The organism is Paroceanicella profunda (genome assembly GCF_005887635.2).
In the GTDB taxonomy this organism is placed as follows: Bacteria; Pseudomonadota; Alphaproteobacteria; order Rhodobacterales; family Rhodobacteraceae; genus Paroceanicella; species Paroceanicella profunda.
This window is the reverse complement of record NZ_CP040818.1, coordinates 1,426,919-1,440,966: the sequence shown is the minus strand read 5'-3', so window position 1 is coordinate 1,440,966 and position 14,048 is coordinate 1,426,919. Positions and strand designations below refer to the sequence as shown.

General features: G+C 72.5%; 13 protein-coding genes and 1 tRNA gene. 4 read left to right on the top strand and 10 right to left on the bottom strand.

Translation table 11 applies throughout. The features are described from left to right. Positions 1-107: 107 nt before the first annotated feature. The 6 genes from FDP22_RS06500 to hemC form a co-directional block, all read right to left on the bottom strand. A complete protein-coding gene (locus tag FDP22_RS06500) occupies positions 108-1,217 on the bottom strand; it encodes a protein-glutamate methylesterase/protein-glutamine glutaminase (protein ID WP_430225852.1) in 1,110 nt (369 codons plus the stop codon). 622 nt (positions 1,218-1,839) lie between these two features. Next, positions 1,840-1,915: transfer RNA gene (locus FDP22_RS06495), tRNA-Thr, on the bottom strand. Between the two features lie 95 nt (positions 1,916-2,010). Further along, the gene (locus FDP22_RS06490) at positions 2,011-3,501 is read right to left on the bottom strand and encodes a heme biosynthesis protein HemY (protein ID WP_138577733.1); all 1,491 of its coding nucleotides are present in this window, start codon (positions 3,499-3,501) and stop codon (positions 2,011-2,013) included. 19 nt (positions 3,502-3,520) lie between these two features. Next, positions 3,521-4,966, bottom strand: a complete 1,446-nt coding sequence (locus tag FDP22_RS06485; RefSeq protein WP_138577735.1) for a mitofilin family membrane protein — start codon at positions 4,964-4,966, stop codon at positions 3,521-3,523. 126 nt (positions 4,967-5,092) lie between these two features. Further along, positions 5,093-5,836, bottom strand: coding sequence for a uroporphyrinogen-III synthase (locus FDP22_RS06480; RefSeq protein ID WP_138577737.1), 744 nt, complete (start codon positions 5,834-5,836; stop codon positions 5,093-5,095). Then, a complete protein-coding gene (gene hemC, locus FDP22_RS06475) occupies positions 5,817-6,749 on the bottom strand; it encodes a hydroxymethylbilane synthase (RefSeq protein WP_138577739.1) in 933 nt (310 codons plus the stop codon). Before hemC ends, FDP22_RS06480 begins: the two co-directional genes overlap by 20 nt. 53 nt (positions 6,750-6,802) lie before the next feature. Here hemC and tsaD point away from each other — a divergent pair, with 53 nt between their 5' ends. The 3 genes from tsaD to FDP22_RS06460 are packed head-to-tail and all read left to right on the top strand — an operon-like array spanning position 6,803 to position 9,203. Continuing rightward, a complete protein-coding gene (tsaD, locus tag FDP22_RS06470) occupies positions 6,803-7,897 on the top strand; it encodes a tRNA (adenosine(37)-N6)-threonylcarbamoyltransferase complex transferase subunit TsaD (protein ID WP_138577741.1) in 1,095 nt (364 codons plus the stop codon). A gap of 14 nt (positions 7,898-7,911) precedes the next feature. Further along, positions 7,912-8,787, top strand: a complete 876-nt coding sequence (locus FDP22_RS06465) for an NAD(P)H-dependent glycerol-3-phosphate dehydrogenase (protein WP_170317764.1) — start codon at positions 7,912-7,914, stop codon at positions 8,785-8,787. After that, positions 8,784-9,203, top strand: a complete 420-nt coding sequence (locus FDP22_RS06460) for an EVE domain-containing protein (protein WP_138577745.1) — start codon at positions 8,784-8,786, stop codon at positions 9,201-9,203. Before FDP22_RS06465 ends, FDP22_RS06460 begins: the two co-directional genes overlap by 4 nt. A gap of 908 nt (positions 9,204-10,111) precedes the next feature. Here the strand turns inward: FDP22_RS06460 and ahcY are convergent. Further along, positions 10,112-11,503, bottom strand: coding sequence for an adenosylhomocysteinase (gene ahcY / locus FDP22_RS06450; protein WP_138577747.1), 1,392 nt, complete (start codon positions 11,501-11,503; stop codon positions 10,112-10,114). A 148-nt stretch (positions 11,504-11,651) separates the two neighbouring features. On the opposite strand from ahcY, the gene FDP22_RS06445 reads away from it, so the two are divergent. Continuing rightward, positions 11,652-12,224 carry a YfbR-like 5'-deoxynucleotidase gene (locus FDP22_RS06445; protein ID WP_430225850.1) on the top strand — a complete coding sequence of 191 codons (573 nt, stop codon included), beginning with the start codon at positions 11,652-11,654 and terminating at the stop codon, positions 12,222-12,224. A 91-nt stretch (positions 12,225-12,315) separates the two neighbouring features. Here FDP22_RS06445 and FDP22_RS25130 read toward each other — a convergent pair whose 3' ends face one another. From FDP22_RS25130 to ychF, 3 genes are read right to left on the bottom strand one after another with little or no spacing between them, the layout of a single operon-like run. Continuing rightward, positions 12,316-12,450, bottom strand: a complete 135-nt coding sequence (locus tag FDP22_RS25130; protein ID WP_277884147.1) for a hypothetical protein — start codon at positions 12,448-12,450, stop codon at positions 12,316-12,318. Next, positions 12,447-12,851: a hypothetical protein gene (locus FDP22_RS06440; protein ID WP_138577751.1), complete on the bottom strand. Its 405-nt coding sequence runs from the start codon at positions 12,849-12,851 to the stop codon at positions 12,447-12,449. The genes FDP22_RS25130 and FDP22_RS06440 overlap by 4 nt, the downstream gene beginning before the upstream one ends. Positions 12,852-12,894: 43 nt before the next feature. Next, positions 12,895-13,992 (bottom strand): redox-regulated ATPase YchF, encoded by a 1,098-nt coding sequence (gene ychF / locus FDP22_RS06435; protein ID WP_138577753.1) that lies wholly within the window; start codon positions 13,990-13,992, stop codon positions 12,895-12,897. Positions 13,993-14,048: the final 56 nt, after the last annotated feature.

The following is a 14,048-nucleotide window of genomic DNA, read 5'->3' as shown; positions in this document are numbered from 1 at the left end:
CACTGCCGCGCGCCTTCCCCCGGCAGCCGCCCCGTTCTCCCCGCCGCTACCCCCGGGGCGGCAAACCTGCCGGCCGGAGCCTGCGCCCGCTGCGCGGGCCGGGCCGTCTATCCCGCTCCGCCGCGCCGGTCCGCCCAGGCCATGATCTCCCCCGCCAGCCGACCCAGCGGCAGGGCGCGGTCCGACGCGCCGATGGCCAGTGCCTCGCGCGGCATGCCGAAGACCACGCAGCTCGCCTCGTCCTGCACCACGGTCTCCGCGCCGGCCTGACGCATTTCCAGCAGGCCGCGCGCGCCGTCATCCCCCATCCCGGTCATCAGGACCCCCAGCGCGTTGCCCCCCGCGACCTGCGCGGTCGAGCGGAACAGTACGTCGACGGAGGGGCGGTGGCGGGTCACGCTCGGCCCCTCCACGATCTCCACGCGATACTGCAACCCCTGCCGGTGCAGCACCATGTGGCGGTTTCCCGGCGCGAGCAGCGCGAGCCCCGGTTCGGTGAGTTGACCGGTGGTCGCCTCCGCAACCCGGATCCCGCACTGGGCGTCAAGCCGCCGGGCGAAGGCCCCGGTGAACGTCTCCGGCATGTGCTGGACCATCACCACCGGCGGGGCGGCGCCGGGCAGCGCGGCCAGCACTTCCAGCAGCGCCTCGGTGCCCCCGGTGGAGGCGCCGATGGCCACCAGCGGGCCCGCGCGCGGCACCCGCGCCGCCCCGGGCCGGGCGGGCGGCAGGATCGCGTCGGCGGTGCGTTTCGGCTCCACCCCCAGCGGTGGCGGCGGCGAGCGCACCGCGTGACGGCGGGTCTGCGCCGCTGCGCGAATCGCGTCTCCGAGCCGGATGAGCGCTTCCTGCCGGTCGGCCTCCGTGACGATGCGCGGCTTGTCGATCACCTCCGCGGCGCCGAGTTCGAGCGCGCGCAGCGCCTGCACCGAGCCCTTCGGGCTGCGATCGGAGCAGATCACCACCGGAAGCGGGTGTTGCGCCATGACCTTGCGCAGGAAGGTCAGCCCGTCCATCCGCGCCATGTCGAGATCGAGCAGCAGCACGTCCGGCATGCGCTTGCGCATCATCGCGGCGGCGTCCAGAGGATCGGCGGCAGAGCCCATCACCGCGATGCCCCTGTCCGTCGACAGAAGGGCGCGGTAGGCGGCGCGGGCCGCCGCGCTGTCGTGAACGATGAGCACGGAGATGCGGGCGCCCGGAGTTCCGGTCATGATGCGCGACCATCGCGCCGCGCCCCGGGGCGCCCGGGCTGACGGACAACCATGGCGCGCGCCCCCGGGCACGCCCGGGTTTCGCAGCCCGCGGTCGCGGAGCGCGCCTCGCCCGGTGCGCGTGCGAACGGAAACGACGAGGGGGGCCCCCGATGGCCTGCCCCCTCCCCGCGGCCGGCAGGGCAGGTGCGGATCAATCCGGCTCCGCCCGACGGGCCGGCAGACCCCCGCCGCCCTCCGACGACAGGAGAGGGCTGCCGCGGCGGCCTGCGCCGGCCCGCGTGCCGGCCGCTCTCCCGGCGCGGAGTGCCGGCCCGGGTGCGGCGCGGCAGCACCGGCCTGCCGGGCGGCAGAGGAGCCGTCGGGCGGTCGCGGTCCGACATGGGGAAGGATTCGGGCATCCGCACTCTCCTTGGAGGGGTCGAACCCGTGATAGCGGCGCGGTCTTAACAGCGTCTTGAGCCCATGGCCGGTTCAGCGCGCCGGGAGGCGAACAGGCGGGCCCGCAGCCCCCCGCAAGCGGGCGCCACGCGGCCGGTAGCGGTGGCCACCGGGCCGGATGCTGGGGGGGGGGGAGCCCTGCCGGCCGCCGCGCGCGGAGCGGGCCTGTGCCGGGCGGGAGAGGTGGTGCCGCTTGTCAGACTCGAACTGACGACCTCCGCATTACGAATGCGATGCTCTACCGGCTGAGCTAAAGCGGCGTCCGGTGTGCGTGGGCTGGCGCGGGAATGCCGCGCCAGCCCGGTGCAGGACGCTCCATACGGCATCTTCGGGGATGCCGCAAGAGGGTGCGCGGTCAGGCGGTCCGGGGCGGCGTGTCCGGGCCGTCGGCGGGGACCTGCTCCGCGTCGGTGACACCGGCAGGCTCCGCCGGGGCGGCGGGCGGCGTGACGGGGGCGGTGACACCGCGCTCGGCGCCCACGATGATCGGCAGCATCGCCGCGGAGCTGGCCTCCGGCACGCTGCCCGAGGCCGGCTCTTCCCAGAGGAGGGTGTCGAAGGCCTCGCAGTTCTCGCAGATCGGGGTCCAGCTCGCGTGGACGTGCCGGCACTTGCCGCACACCCACTGCTCGCCGCGCGAGGCGCCGAGCGCCCGGGCGAGCCAGCCGCGCACCACCGTGTCCTCCGCGCCCTCGCCCCGCTCCACGGCGGCCATGATGGCGAGGGTCCGCGTGGTGGGGTGGGTCTCGGCGAGATCGCCGAGGGCGCGGCGGGCGCCGGGGAAATCCTCCGCGGCAAGGGCAAGCTCGGCGGCCAGCATCCGGGTTTCGGGATGGCCGGGCTGCACCTTCAGCAGGGTCTTGAACCGGGCCTGCCGCTCAGCGGGGCTCTCGTCCGGCACCAGGGCGGCGAAGGCGGCGGCGAGGTCGGGATGCGGGTTCGCCTCCCAGGCCTTGCGCAGGATCTTCTCCGCGGTCTTGCGGTCTCCCTCGGAGGCCTTCAGGCGCGCGGCGGTGACGGCGGCGGGCACGAAGCCCGGCGCGAGGCGATTCGCGTCATGCGCGGCGATGCGCGCCCGGGCGACATCGCCCATGACCTCGGCCTCGCGCGCCTCGGCGATCGAGAGCACCGCGTCGCGGCGCGCGCCCACGTCGCGCGGCAGGGAGCGGGCCTTCACCTTGGCCTCGATGGTGCGGCGGGCACCGGCCCAGTCCCCGGTCTCGGACTGCAGCATGAACAGGGTGTCGAGCACGCCCTCGTGCTTGGGCTTCAGGGCGAAGGCCTTCTCCGCCAGCTTCAGGGCCACCTCGGTGTTGCCCTCCGCGAGGCGCTGGTGCATCAGGCCGCGCACGCCGACGAAGCGGGTGCGGTCATCCTCCAGAAGCTGCTTGTAATACTCCTCCGCGCGGGCGGTGTTGCCGGCCATCTCGGCGGCCTGGGCGTTGAGCAGGCGGGTGAGCTCGGGGCGGTCGAGCAGCTTCTCGGCCTTGGTGGCCTTGGCCATCGCCTCCTTGCCCTCGCCGCCGGCCAGCGCGATCATGCCCTTGGCCAGCGCGTCGAAGCCCCGCCGCTCCCGCGTGCGGTCGAAGTGGCGCGAGATGGCGGTGTCATCGCCGTTGAGGAAGCGCAGCACGGCCACCAGCAGCCCGGCGATCCGGATCAGCACCCACACGGCAAGCAGGGCCAGCAGCAGCACGATGATGAAGGCGATGGGCTCCAGGCTCACCTCCTGTCCGCCGAAGGCGATGCGCACTTCGCCGGGGGTTTCCACCACGTATCCCGCGCCCCAGGCGACGAGCGCCGCGAGAACCACGAAGATGGCGACTTTGAGAAGCGACCAGATCATTGTTTTTCTCCCCCCGGCATCAATTCGCGACAGGCGCTTCGCGCAGCGTCTCGTAGGCGGCCAGCGCGTCGCGGCGCCTGGCCGCCCGTTCGAGCCAGCCGGCCATGGCCTCCTTCGCCTCGGGGGGCAGGGCCTCGGCCTCGGTGAGGGCGGCGTCCAGCTTGTCCTCGCGCAGGCGCGCGTCGACCCGGCTGAGGATGGCGTCGGTGCTGTCGCCCTCCTGTTCGGTGAGCGAGCGGCTGGCCACCTGGGCGGAGAGGAAGGCCGTCGCGCGGTCGAAGATCCCGGTGCCGGCGCCGGCCTTCAGCGAGGCGCGGATCGCGGCATGGGCGGCGTCGGGGAAATCGGCCCGAAGCGCGGCGAGCGTGGGCACACCGGTCTGCGCGGCCGAGGTCAGCCCCTCGGGCACCTGCGTGTCGCCGATCTGCGAGAGGGCGGCGATGGGGCCGGTGAGCGGCGCGCCGGTCTCGATCGCCGCGCCGATGTCGTTGAGCGCGGCCTGATACTCCGCGCTCTGGCGCACGGTCTCGGCCTGGGCGGCGACGGCCTCGGATTCCTCGGCGCGGCGGGCGCTGGTGGCGGCCACCTCGTCCACCTTCTGCGACAGGCCGCCGACCCGGCCGGTGAGATCGGCCAGCTCGGCCTTCACCCCGTCCACGGCGGCGTTCAGGCTGTCGAGCCGCGCGGCGTTCTCCTGCGCCAGCCCGTCGCCGAGCGAGGAGATCTGCGCCTCAAGCCCCTTGAGCTGCGATTCCGCCTGGGCGAGCCGCGTCTCGATGGCGCCGCTGTCGCTGGCGGCGATCTGGTCCGAGAGCTGGTCGATGCGGGCAAGCTGGGAATCCAGCCGCTGCTGGCGGTCGGTCGCGTTGTCCTGCAGGGCCTGGGCGACCCGGGTGTTGACCATGTCGGTGAGCGCGGCCTCGTCCGGCCCGGTGTCCAGCGCGTCGATCCGGCTGTCCAGCTCGGCACGCAACTGCGCGATCTCGGCCTCCAGCGTCTCGCCGCCGGGGGTGAGCCAGGCCGCGACCGGCGCCATGCCCGAGGGCAGGTGCGGCGCAAGCTTCGGCCCGGCCCAGAGGAACAGCGCCCCGCCGATCAGGATCAGCACCAGCCCGGTGAGCACGCGCCCGGCGATGGAATAATGCTCCTCCTCCTCGTGCTCGTGCTCCTCGGGCAGCGGGGCGGGCGCAAGCGGCGCCTCAGGCTGGCCGGCGTACGCGGCATCGGGGATCGGGTCCGCCTCCGGCATGGCCCCGGGCAGGGGCGCGGCGGTGGCGGGATCGGGCGCGGGCGCGCCGGCTCCGGGGGCATGCGGGCCGGCGGCCGGGCCGGCCGGCGCGGCCATGCGCGGGCCGGAAGGCATGTCGGCAAACGGGTCCGGCGTGGTCAGTTTCGGACCGGCTGCATGGTCCGGGCCGGGCTTCGCGGCATCGATCTCGGCTTCTGTCCTGGTGTCGCGTGTCATGGGACCGGCACATCCTCCTGCAATTCTGGCAGGCGGCAAGACACCGCCAGCACCCATCCGCCTGTGGGGGGAAGGTAGGTCAGCCCTTCGCCCGGGGCAACAATTCTTCCTGTCGGATGCGGGGTTTCACCGCCCGACAAACTGTCCCAGGCCCTCGATCACCGCCTCCGCGTCCGGCCGGTCGGCCAGGCAGAGGCGCTCGAACCCCAGGCCGGAGAGCGGGGCCGAGGCGGCCCGGGAGATGCACAGCGCCGCGGTGGCGCCCAGCGCCCAGCCCTGCCCCTGCGCCAGGGCCGTTTCGGCCAGCCCGGCGAAGAGACGCGCCGCGCGCGGCGACAGGAAGGTGGCGACGCGCAGCCCGCCCTCCTCCAGCCGCGCCGCCACGGACGCGGGGATGCCGGCCACCGGGCGGGCATCGTAGACCACCGCCTCGCGCACCCCCACCCCCTCGGCCGCCAGCGCGCCGGCAATGTCCCCCGCAGTGCTGCGGCCATGCGGCCAGAGATAATCCCCGCCGCCGGGCAGGGCCGCCCGGGCCGCGAGCGTGGCGAGGGCGGAGGCGTCTCCCTGCGCCGATTCGGCGGCGAAGCCGGCAGCGGCGGCGGCTTCGGCGGTGGCATCTCCCACGCAGAGCGCCGGCAGGTGGCGCGCCGCGCTCAGCGCGCAGAAGGCACGCACGCCGTTCGCCGAGGTGAACAGCAACGCCTGCACGCCGTCCAGCGAGATGTCGGCCGGCTCGTCCACGATCTCGGTGAGCGGCATCAGCAGCGGCCGGAAGGCGCCGGGCCAGGCCTCCGCCACCCGCTGCGCGAAGCCGGCGGCCTGCGGCTCGGGCCGGGTGATGAGCAGCTCAGCCGAAGAATCCGGCACCGGCACGCTCCCTCAGGCTCTCGCCGAGGGCCCTGGCCGCGGCGGCGGCGTCCGCCTCCGGGCCGGACCATTCGGCGGTGTGACGCTCGGTGCCGTCCGGGCGCAGGATCTCGCCGCGAAAGCTGAGTCCGCCGACGGAGACCCGGGCCAGTGCCGCGATCGGCGTGCGGCAGGAGCCGTCCAGCGCGGCGAGGAAGGCGCGCTCCACCGCCACGCAGGCGGCGGTTTCCGCGTCGCCCAGCGGGGCCAGAAGGGCTTGGGCGCGGGCATCGTCGACCCGGCGCTCGATGCCGATGGCACCCTGCGCCGGCGCGGGCAGCACCGTCTCCACGGACAGGGGGATGCCCAGCCCGGCGCGGCCCAGCCGCTGCAACCCGGCACAGGCGAGGAACGTGGCCTCGGCCACGCCCGTCTCCAGTTTCTTCAGCCGGGTCTGGACGTTGCCGCGAAACTCCACCACCCGCAGGTCCGGCCGCACCGCCAGCAGCTGGGCCCGGCGGCGCAGCGAGGAGGTGCCCACCGTGGCGCCCTGCGGCAGGTCCTCGAGCCCGGTGTGGCGCGAGGAGATGAAGGCGTCCCGCACGTCGGCGCGCGGAAGCAGCGTGTCGATCACCAGCCCCTCGGGCAGCAGGGTCGCCACGTCCTTCATGGAATGCACCGCAATGTCGATCTCGCGGGAGAGCAGGGCCTCCTCGATCTCCTTGGTGAACAGGCCCTTGCCGCCGATCTCGGCCAGCGAGCGGTCCTGCACCGCGTCACCCGTGGTGCGGATGACCCTGATCCGGAAGGCGTCCTGCGGCAGCCCGTGCGCGGCCATCAGCCGATCGCGGGTTTCCTCGGCCTGGGCGAGCGCCAGCGGTGAACCGCGCGTGCCAATGCACAGCGGCTCGGCGGGGGAGCATTGCGTGGTCATGTCCGCGGTGTTACCTGCGCGGGGACGTGCTGGCAATCGGACAAAAATGACCAATGGACCGGACCCTGACCCTCCTCGGCCTCGAATCGAGCTGTGACGACACGGCCGCTGCCGTGGTGCGCGGCCGGCCCGGCGGCGCGGGGGAGATCCTGTCCTCCGTGGTGTCCGGCCAGGCCGAGCTGCACGCGGCCTTCGGCGGCGTGGTGCCCGAGATCGCGGCCCGCGCCCATGCGGAGCGGCTGGACCTCTGCGTGGAGCGCGCGCTGGCGCAGGCCGGGCTCACCCTGGCGGAGGTGGACGCCATCGCCGTCACCTCCGGGCCGGGGCTGATCGGCGGCGTCGTCTCCGGGGTGATGTGCGCGAAGGGGCTGGCGGCGGGCGCCGGGCTGCCGCTGATCGGGGTGAACCACCTCTCCGGCCACGCGCTCACCCCGCGGCTGACCGACGGGCTCGCCTACCCCTATCTCATGCTGCTGGTCTCCGGCGGGCACTGCCAGTTCCTCGCCGTGGAGGGGCCGGAACGCTTCCGCCGCCTCGGCGGCACCATCGACGACGCCCCGGGCGAGGCCTTCGACAAATGCGCGAAGATGCTGGCCCTGGGCTATCCCGGCGGCCCGGCGGTGGAACGCGAGGCCGCCCTGGGCGACGGCGCGCGCTTCGGCTTCCCCCGGCCGCTGCTGGACCGGCCGGACTGCGATTTCTCCTTCTCCGGCCTGAAAACCGCCGTGCGCCGCGCGCGGGACCGGATCGTGGCGGAAAAGGGCGGCCTCACCGTGCAGGACCGGCGCGACCTCTGCGCCGGTTTCCAGCAGGCGGTGGCGGAGGTGATGGCGGAGAAGACCCGCCGCGCCTTCCGCCTCTTCGCGCAGACCCACGGGCCGCAGACCCTTGCCGTGGCCGGCGGCGTGGCGGCGAACGCGGTGCTGCGCGCCGCCCTCACCGGGGCCGCGGCGGCGGAGGGCTTCGCCTTCCTCGCCCCGCCGCTGGCCCTGTGCACGGACAACGGCGCGATGATCGCCTGGGCCGGGCTGGAGCAGCTCGGCCTGCGCGGGCCGGACGACATGGCGCTGGGCGCCCGCCCGCGCTGGCCGCTGGACGCCTCGGCCGCCGCCATGCTGGGCTCGGGGCGCAAGGGGGCGAAGGCATGAGCGCGCCGGCGGGCGTGATCCACATTCTCGGCGCAGGGGCCTTCGGCTCGGCTCTCGCCACCACGTTCCGGGAAGGCGGCGCACCCGTGGCGCTGCATGGCCGCGGCGCGGCGCCGGAGCGGGCGGAGGGCGACATCCTGCTCGCCGCCGTGCCGGCAGGGGCCACGGCCGGGGTGCTCGCCGCCCTGCCGCCGGGCCCGCCCGTGCCGCTGGTGCTCTGCGCCAAGGGGCTCACGCCGGAGGGGCTGGCGCTGCAATCGCAGGTGGCGGCGGGGCATGCCGGGCCGCTGGCCGCGCTCACCGGGCCGGGTTTCGCCGCCGATCTCGCCCGGGGCCTGCCCACCGCGCTCACCCTCGCCTGTGCCGGGACCGCCGCCGCGCAGGCCCTGCAGCGCAGGCTCTCCACCCGGGCGCTGCGGCTCTACCTCACCGACGACATCATCGGGGCGCAGCTGGGCGGCGCGCTGAAGAACGTCTTCGCCATCGCCTGCGGCGCGGCCATCGGCGCCGGGCTGGGCGACAGCGCCCGCGCCGCGCTGATGACCCGAGGCTTCGCCGAGATGACCCGGCTGGGCACCGCTCTCGGCGGACGGCGGGAAACTTTCTCCGGCCTCTCCGGCCTGGGCGACCTGTCGCTCACCTGCAACTCGCCGCTGTCACGCAACTTCGCGCTCGGCCATGCGCTGGGGCGCGGCGCGGCGCCGGACGCGGTAACCCAGGAGGGCCGGCCGACCGCCGCCGCCGCGCTGTCCCTCGCCCGCCGCGGGGGGGTGGAGGTGCCGATCATCACGGCGGTTGCACAGCTGCTTTCGAGGGAGATAACAGTGCGCGAGGCGATGGCGCAGCTTCTCGCCCGGCCGCTGACGACCGAATCCAAGGGGATGACATGAACTACTGGCTCTTCAAATCGGAACCCGGCACCTGGTCCTGGGACGACCAGGTGGCCAGGGGCGCCGCGGGCGAGGAATGGAACGGCGTGCGCAACTACCAGGCGCGCAACAACATGCGCGCGATGGCCCTCGGCGACCGCGGCTTCTTCTACCACTCGGTGAACGAGAAGCGGATCATGGGCGTGGTGGAGGTCTCGGCCCTGTGCCACCCGGACAGCACCACCGAGGACACGCGCTGGGAATGCGTGGACATCCGCGCCGTGGGCCCCTTCGCCACCCCGATCACGCTGGACATGTGCAAGCAGACGCCGGCGCTGGAGAAGATGATCCTGGTGAACAATTCCCGGCTCTCGGTGCAGCCCGTCACGCCAGAGGAATGGGCGGTTCTCTGCGAGATGGGCGGTTTCGAGGGGTAGGGGACGGGGCTGTGGCGCCCGGCCCCGGCACTCCGGATCCGGCCCCCACGCCCGGCCTCCGAACCCAGCGCTCCGGGTGCGACCCCCGCGCTCATCGTCCGGCCCCGCGCTCCGGGGGCGGCCCCCGCGCCCTGCATCCAGCCCCGGACCTCCGGGTCCGGAACACGCATTCGGCGTCCGACACCAGCGCTCCGGGTCTGGCCCACACGCCCTGCGTCTGACCCCAGAGTTCCTGGCACAGCCCCCCGCCTTGTCTCCAGCCTCGGAGTTCCGGATCCGGCCCACGCGCTCAGCGCCCGGCCTCGACGCCGGGCCTCTCGCACGCAGCGTCCGACGCCAGCACCCGGCGCCCGGCCTCGACGCCGAGCCTCTCGCACGCAGCCGCTCGGCGTCTCCCGCACTGCCGGCCTCAGCGCGGCGCGGCGGCCCTGTAGCAGCGCCTGGCCCGAACGCCACACGCCCACGCAATAAAGTGGCGGAGAGCTCCTGCCCAGGAAGCTCTCCGCCGCCCCACCTGGCCTGGCGCAGTGATGCGCCTGGCCGGCTCCCACGGGTGTTCCGTTCCCTGCATCGACAGGTCTGCTTCAACTGCGCGGAGACGGCCGACCGCTGACACGTCAGACGGGGGCCTCCGGGCCTTGGAATATCCGCCCTCCGAGGAGCGGGTCGATGTCGGGAGAAGCTTGCCGAAGGCGATCAGGAGACGCGCGGGAGATATCCCACCTTGCGTTGATCCGGCTTCCGGCGCCCATTCTAGGCTTGCACAGATACTATCGCGGAAAATGCCTGTCCGGGCAAGCACATGATGCGTAAAATTCAATGATTACAGAGGTATGAACGAAACGGGGCAGCCACTTCGGCTGCCCCGTCGTCGTCGGGCCGGTGCGCCCGGCTGCCCGGGCGCGGGCTCAGTAGCGGTAATGGTCGGCCTTGAACGGGCCCTCGGTGGGCACGCCGATGTAGGCCGCCTGCTCGGAGGAGAGGGTGGTGAGCTTCACGCCCAGCTTGGCGAGATGCAGCGCCGCCACCTTCTCGTCGAGATGCTTGGGCAGCACGTAGACCTCGTTCTTGTACTGCGCGCCGCGGGTCCAGAGCTCGATCTGCGCCAGCACCTGGTTGGTGAAGGAGGCGGACATCACGAAGCTCGGGTGGCCGGTGGCGTTGCCGAGGTTCAGCAGCCGCCCCTCGGAGAGCAGGATCAGCCGCGCGCCCGAGGGCATCTCGACCATGTCGACCTGCGGCTTGATGTTGGTCCACTTGTGGTTCTTCAGCGCCGCCACCTGGATCTCGTTGTCGAAGTGGCCGATGTTGCCGACGATGGCCATGTCCTTCATCTCGCGCATGTGCTCGATGCGGATCACGTCCTTGTTGCCGGTGGTGGTGATGAAGATGTCGGCAGAGGACACGACATCCTCCAGCGTCACCACCTCGAACCCGTCCATCGCCGCCTGCAGGGCGCAGATCGGGTCGATCTCGGTCACCTTCACCCGCGCGCCGGCGCCGCGCAAGCTTGCGGCGGAGCCCTTGCCCACGTCGCCGTAGCCGCAGACCACGGCCACCTTGCCGGCCATCATCGTGTCGGTGGCGCGGCGGATGCCGTCGACCAGCGATTCCTTGCAGCCGTACTTGTTGTCGAACTTCGACTTGGTGACGCTGTCGTTCACGTTGATCGCCGGGAAGGGCAGCTGGCCCTGCTTCATCAGCTCGTAGAGCCGGTGGACGCCGGTGGTGGTCTCCTCGGAGACGCCCTTGAGCATGTCGCGCTGCTTGGTGAACCAGCCCGGGTTCGCGGCCATGCGCTTTTTGATCTGGGCGAAGAGGCACTCCTCTTCCTCGGACGTGGGCGTGGCGATGAGGTCGGTCTCGCCCGCCTCCACCCGCGCGCCCATGAGGATGTAGAGCGTGGCGTCGCCGCCATCGTCAAGGATCAGGTTGGCGCCCTCGGCAAAGTCGAAGATCTTGTCCGCATAGTCCCAGTACTCGGCCAGGGTCTCGCCCTTGATGGCGAAGACCGGGATGCCGGCGGCGGCGATGGCCGCGGCGGCGTGGTCCTGGGTGGAGAAGATGTTGCAGGAGGCCCAGCGCACCTCGGCCCCGAGCGCGACCAGCGTCTCGATCAGCACGGCGGTCTGGATGGTCATGTGCAGGGAGCCCGCGATGCGCGCGCCCTTGAGCGGCTTTGCGGTGCCGAACTCCTCGCGCAGCGCCATCAGCCCCGGCATCTCCGTCTCGGCGATGTCGAGTTCCTTGCGGCCGTAACCGGCCAATCCGATATCCTTGACAATGTAATCCGTGGACATGAAAGGCTCCTCTGAGACAATTGGGATGTTATGGCCTGTTACCACCTTCGCCGGGGGCCGACAATGTCGGGCTTGGAGCTTGACGCGAAGTGAATACAGACAACTCGGGAGAACCCGTTTGCCCCGCAGTACCCGCGCCTGGCAGCGCATGCTTTCCGGACGCCGGCTCGACCTGCTCGACCCGTCCCCCTTCGACATCGAGATCGAGGATATCGCCCACGGGCTCGCCTTCGTGGCGCGCTGGAACGGCCAGACCATGGGCGCCTGGCCCTATTCGGTGGCCGAGCATTCCCTGCTGGTGGAGGAGTTCTTCGGCCTCATCGCCCCGGAGGCGCCGGTGAAATGGCGCCTCGCCGCCCTGCTGCACGATGCGCCGGAATACGTGGTGGGCGACATGATCTCGCCGGTGAAGCACACGATCGGCGCCGATTACCGCGCGCTGGAGGACAGGCTGATGCAGGCCGTCCACCTGCGCTTCGGCCTGCCGGCGGTGCTGCCCGCGCGGGTGAAGGCGCAGATCAAGAAGGCCGACCGGCTGTCCGCCTGGCTTGAGGCGGTGCAGATCGCCGGGTTCTCCGAAGCCGAGGCCGGGCGTTACTTCGGCCGCCCCGATGCCGCGCTCATCGCCTCCGTCACCCTCGACCCCCAGCCCCCCGCGGTGGTGCGCGGCGGCTACATCGAGCGCTTCCGCACCCTGATGGGCGAGATGGAGACCGCCTGACACGGGCGCCGCCCGAGGAGCGCCGCCGCAGGCGGGGCGACGAGGCAAGGGGAATGGCCCGGAACGGGCCTCCGCCGAACAAGCGGCGGGGTCAGAAGACCTTCGCGGCGGCGACATGGCCCTCGATGCGTGCCTGCAGCGCCTCGGGGCTCATCCCCTCCGGCAGGGCGGAGAGCGGCACCGGCAGGGTGCTCACGCCCGAGCGGATCACCAGCATGTCCTTCACCCGCTCCACCGCGTCGACATGCGACCAGAACAGTGAATGGCGCAGGCCGGGGCGGGTGAAATGCGCCCCTCCCCGTCCAGCGACAGCGCGCCGCCGGGCGTGTAGTGCGCGGCCATCGCCCGTGCCGCCCAGCGCCGGCGCAACAGCATTTCGACGATGATCAGAACCAGCCCGCACAGGGCCGCCCCGGTGATGATCCGCGCCGAGGCGGTGCCTTGCCAGCCCACGACACCCGATCTCAGCAGCAGCGGGGGAACGAACATGCTGCAGGCAAACAGCCCCCAGCCCGCCAGCCTCAGCCTGGTCAGCGGCCGGAGCATGTGCCGCGCCGCCGCGCGCGGAGCCCGGCTGTAGCCGAGCCCCTCGGGATAGGGCCCGATGGCGATGGTCTCGTCGGTCATTCCGGCCTCCGGGGAAAGCGGCCCCGGCCGGCCGGCCGATGCCTCAGGTGTTGAAGAGGAAGTGCAGCACGTCCCCGTCCTTGACCATGTAGGACTTGCCCTCGGCGCGCAACTTGCCCGCGTCCCGCGCGCCGGCCTCGCCCTTGCAGGCCACGTAGTCGTCGTAGGCGATGGTCTCGGCGCGGATGAAGCCACGCTCGAAGTCGCCGTGGATCACGCCGGCGGCCTGCGGCGCGTGGGTGCCGGCCGGGATGGTCCAGGCGCGGGCTTCCTTCGGCCCCACGGTAAAGTAGGTCTGCAGGCCCAGCAGCCCGTAGCCGGCGCGGATCATCCGGTCCAGGCCCGGCTCCGTGAGGCCCATTTCCTCCAGGAACATGTCACGGTCCTCGTCGCCGAGCTGGGAGATTTCCTCCTCGATCGCCGCCGAGATCACCACCGACACCGCGCCCTGCGCCGCGGCCATCTCGGCCACGCGGTCGGAATGGGCGTTGCCGCTGGCCGCCGAGGCCTCGTCCACGTTGCACACGAAGAGCACCGGTTTCGCGGTGATGAGCTGCAGCAGGCTCCAGGCCCGGGCGTCATCCTCGGAGACCTTCACGGTGCGGGCCGGGCGGCCCTCTTCCAGCGCCGCCTGGGCCTCCTTCAGCAAGCGCTCCTGATCGGCGGCCTCGCGGTCGCCGCCGCGCACCTTGCGGGCGAGGTTCTGCAGGCGCTTCTCGATGCTCTCGAGGTCGGAGAGCATCAGCTCGGTCTCGATCACCTCGGCGTCGGAGATCGGGTCCACCCGGCCCTCGACATGGGTGACATCGTCATCCTCGAAGCAGCGCAGCACATGGGCCACGGCATCGGTCTCGCGGATGTTGGCGAGGAACTGGTTGCCGAGCCCCTCGCCCTTCGAAGCGCCCTTCACCAGGCCGGCGATGTCCACGAAGGTGAGGCGGGTGGGGATGATCTGCTTCGAGCCGGCGATTCCCGCCAGCGTGTCGAGCCGGGCGTCCGGCACCGCCACCTCGCCCACGTTCGGCTCGATGGTGCAGAAGGGGAAGTTCGCCGCCTGCGCCGCGGCCGTCCGCGTGAGGGCATTGAAGAGCGTCGACTTGCCGACGTTCGGCAGCCCGACAATTCCGCATTTGAAGCCCATCTGGATCTCCGCATCTGTTCCTGGGGCGCGCGGGCCCTGTCCGGGGGCGTTTCTAG

What these genes read in the sequence shown, in the direction of transcription:
- FDP22_RS06460 (WP_138577745.1), top strand. Translation starts at nt 8,784, where the DNA reads ATGAACTACTGGCTCTTCAAATCGGAACCCGGCACCTGGTCCTGGGAC.
- FDP22_RS06485 (WP_138577735.1), bottom strand. Translation starts at nt 4,966, where the DNA reads ATGACACGCGACACCAGGACAGAAGCCGAGATCGATGCCGCGAAGCCC.
- FDP22_RS06445 (WP_430225850.1), top strand. Translation starts at nt 11,652, where the DNA reads ATGCTTTCCGGACGCCGGCTCGACCTGCTCGACCCGTCCCCCTTCGAC.
- FDP22_RS06440 (WP_138577751.1), bottom strand. Translation starts at nt 12,851, where the DNA reads ATGACCGACGAGACCATCGCCATCGGGCCCTATCCCGAGGGGCTCGGC.
- hemC (WP_138577739.1), bottom strand. Translation starts at nt 6,749, where the DNA reads ATGACCACGCAATGCTCCCCCGCCGAGCCGCTGTGCATTGGCACGCGC.
- FDP22_RS06490 (WP_138577733.1), bottom strand. Translation starts at nt 3,501, where the DNA reads ATGATCTGGTCGCTTCTCAAAGTCGCCATCTTCGTGGTTCTCGCGGCG.
- ahcY (WP_138577747.1), bottom strand. Translation starts at nt 11,503, where the DNA reads ATGTCCACGGATTACATTGTCAAGGATATCGGATTGGCCGGTTACGGC.
- ychF (WP_138577753.1), bottom strand. Translation starts at nt 13,992, where the DNA reads ATGGGCTTCAAATGCGGAATTGTCGGGCTGCCGAACGTCGGCAAGTCG.
- tsaD (WP_138577741.1), top strand. Translation starts at nt 6,803, where the DNA reads ATGGACCGGACCCTGACCCTCCTCGGCCTCGAATCGAGCTGTGACGAC.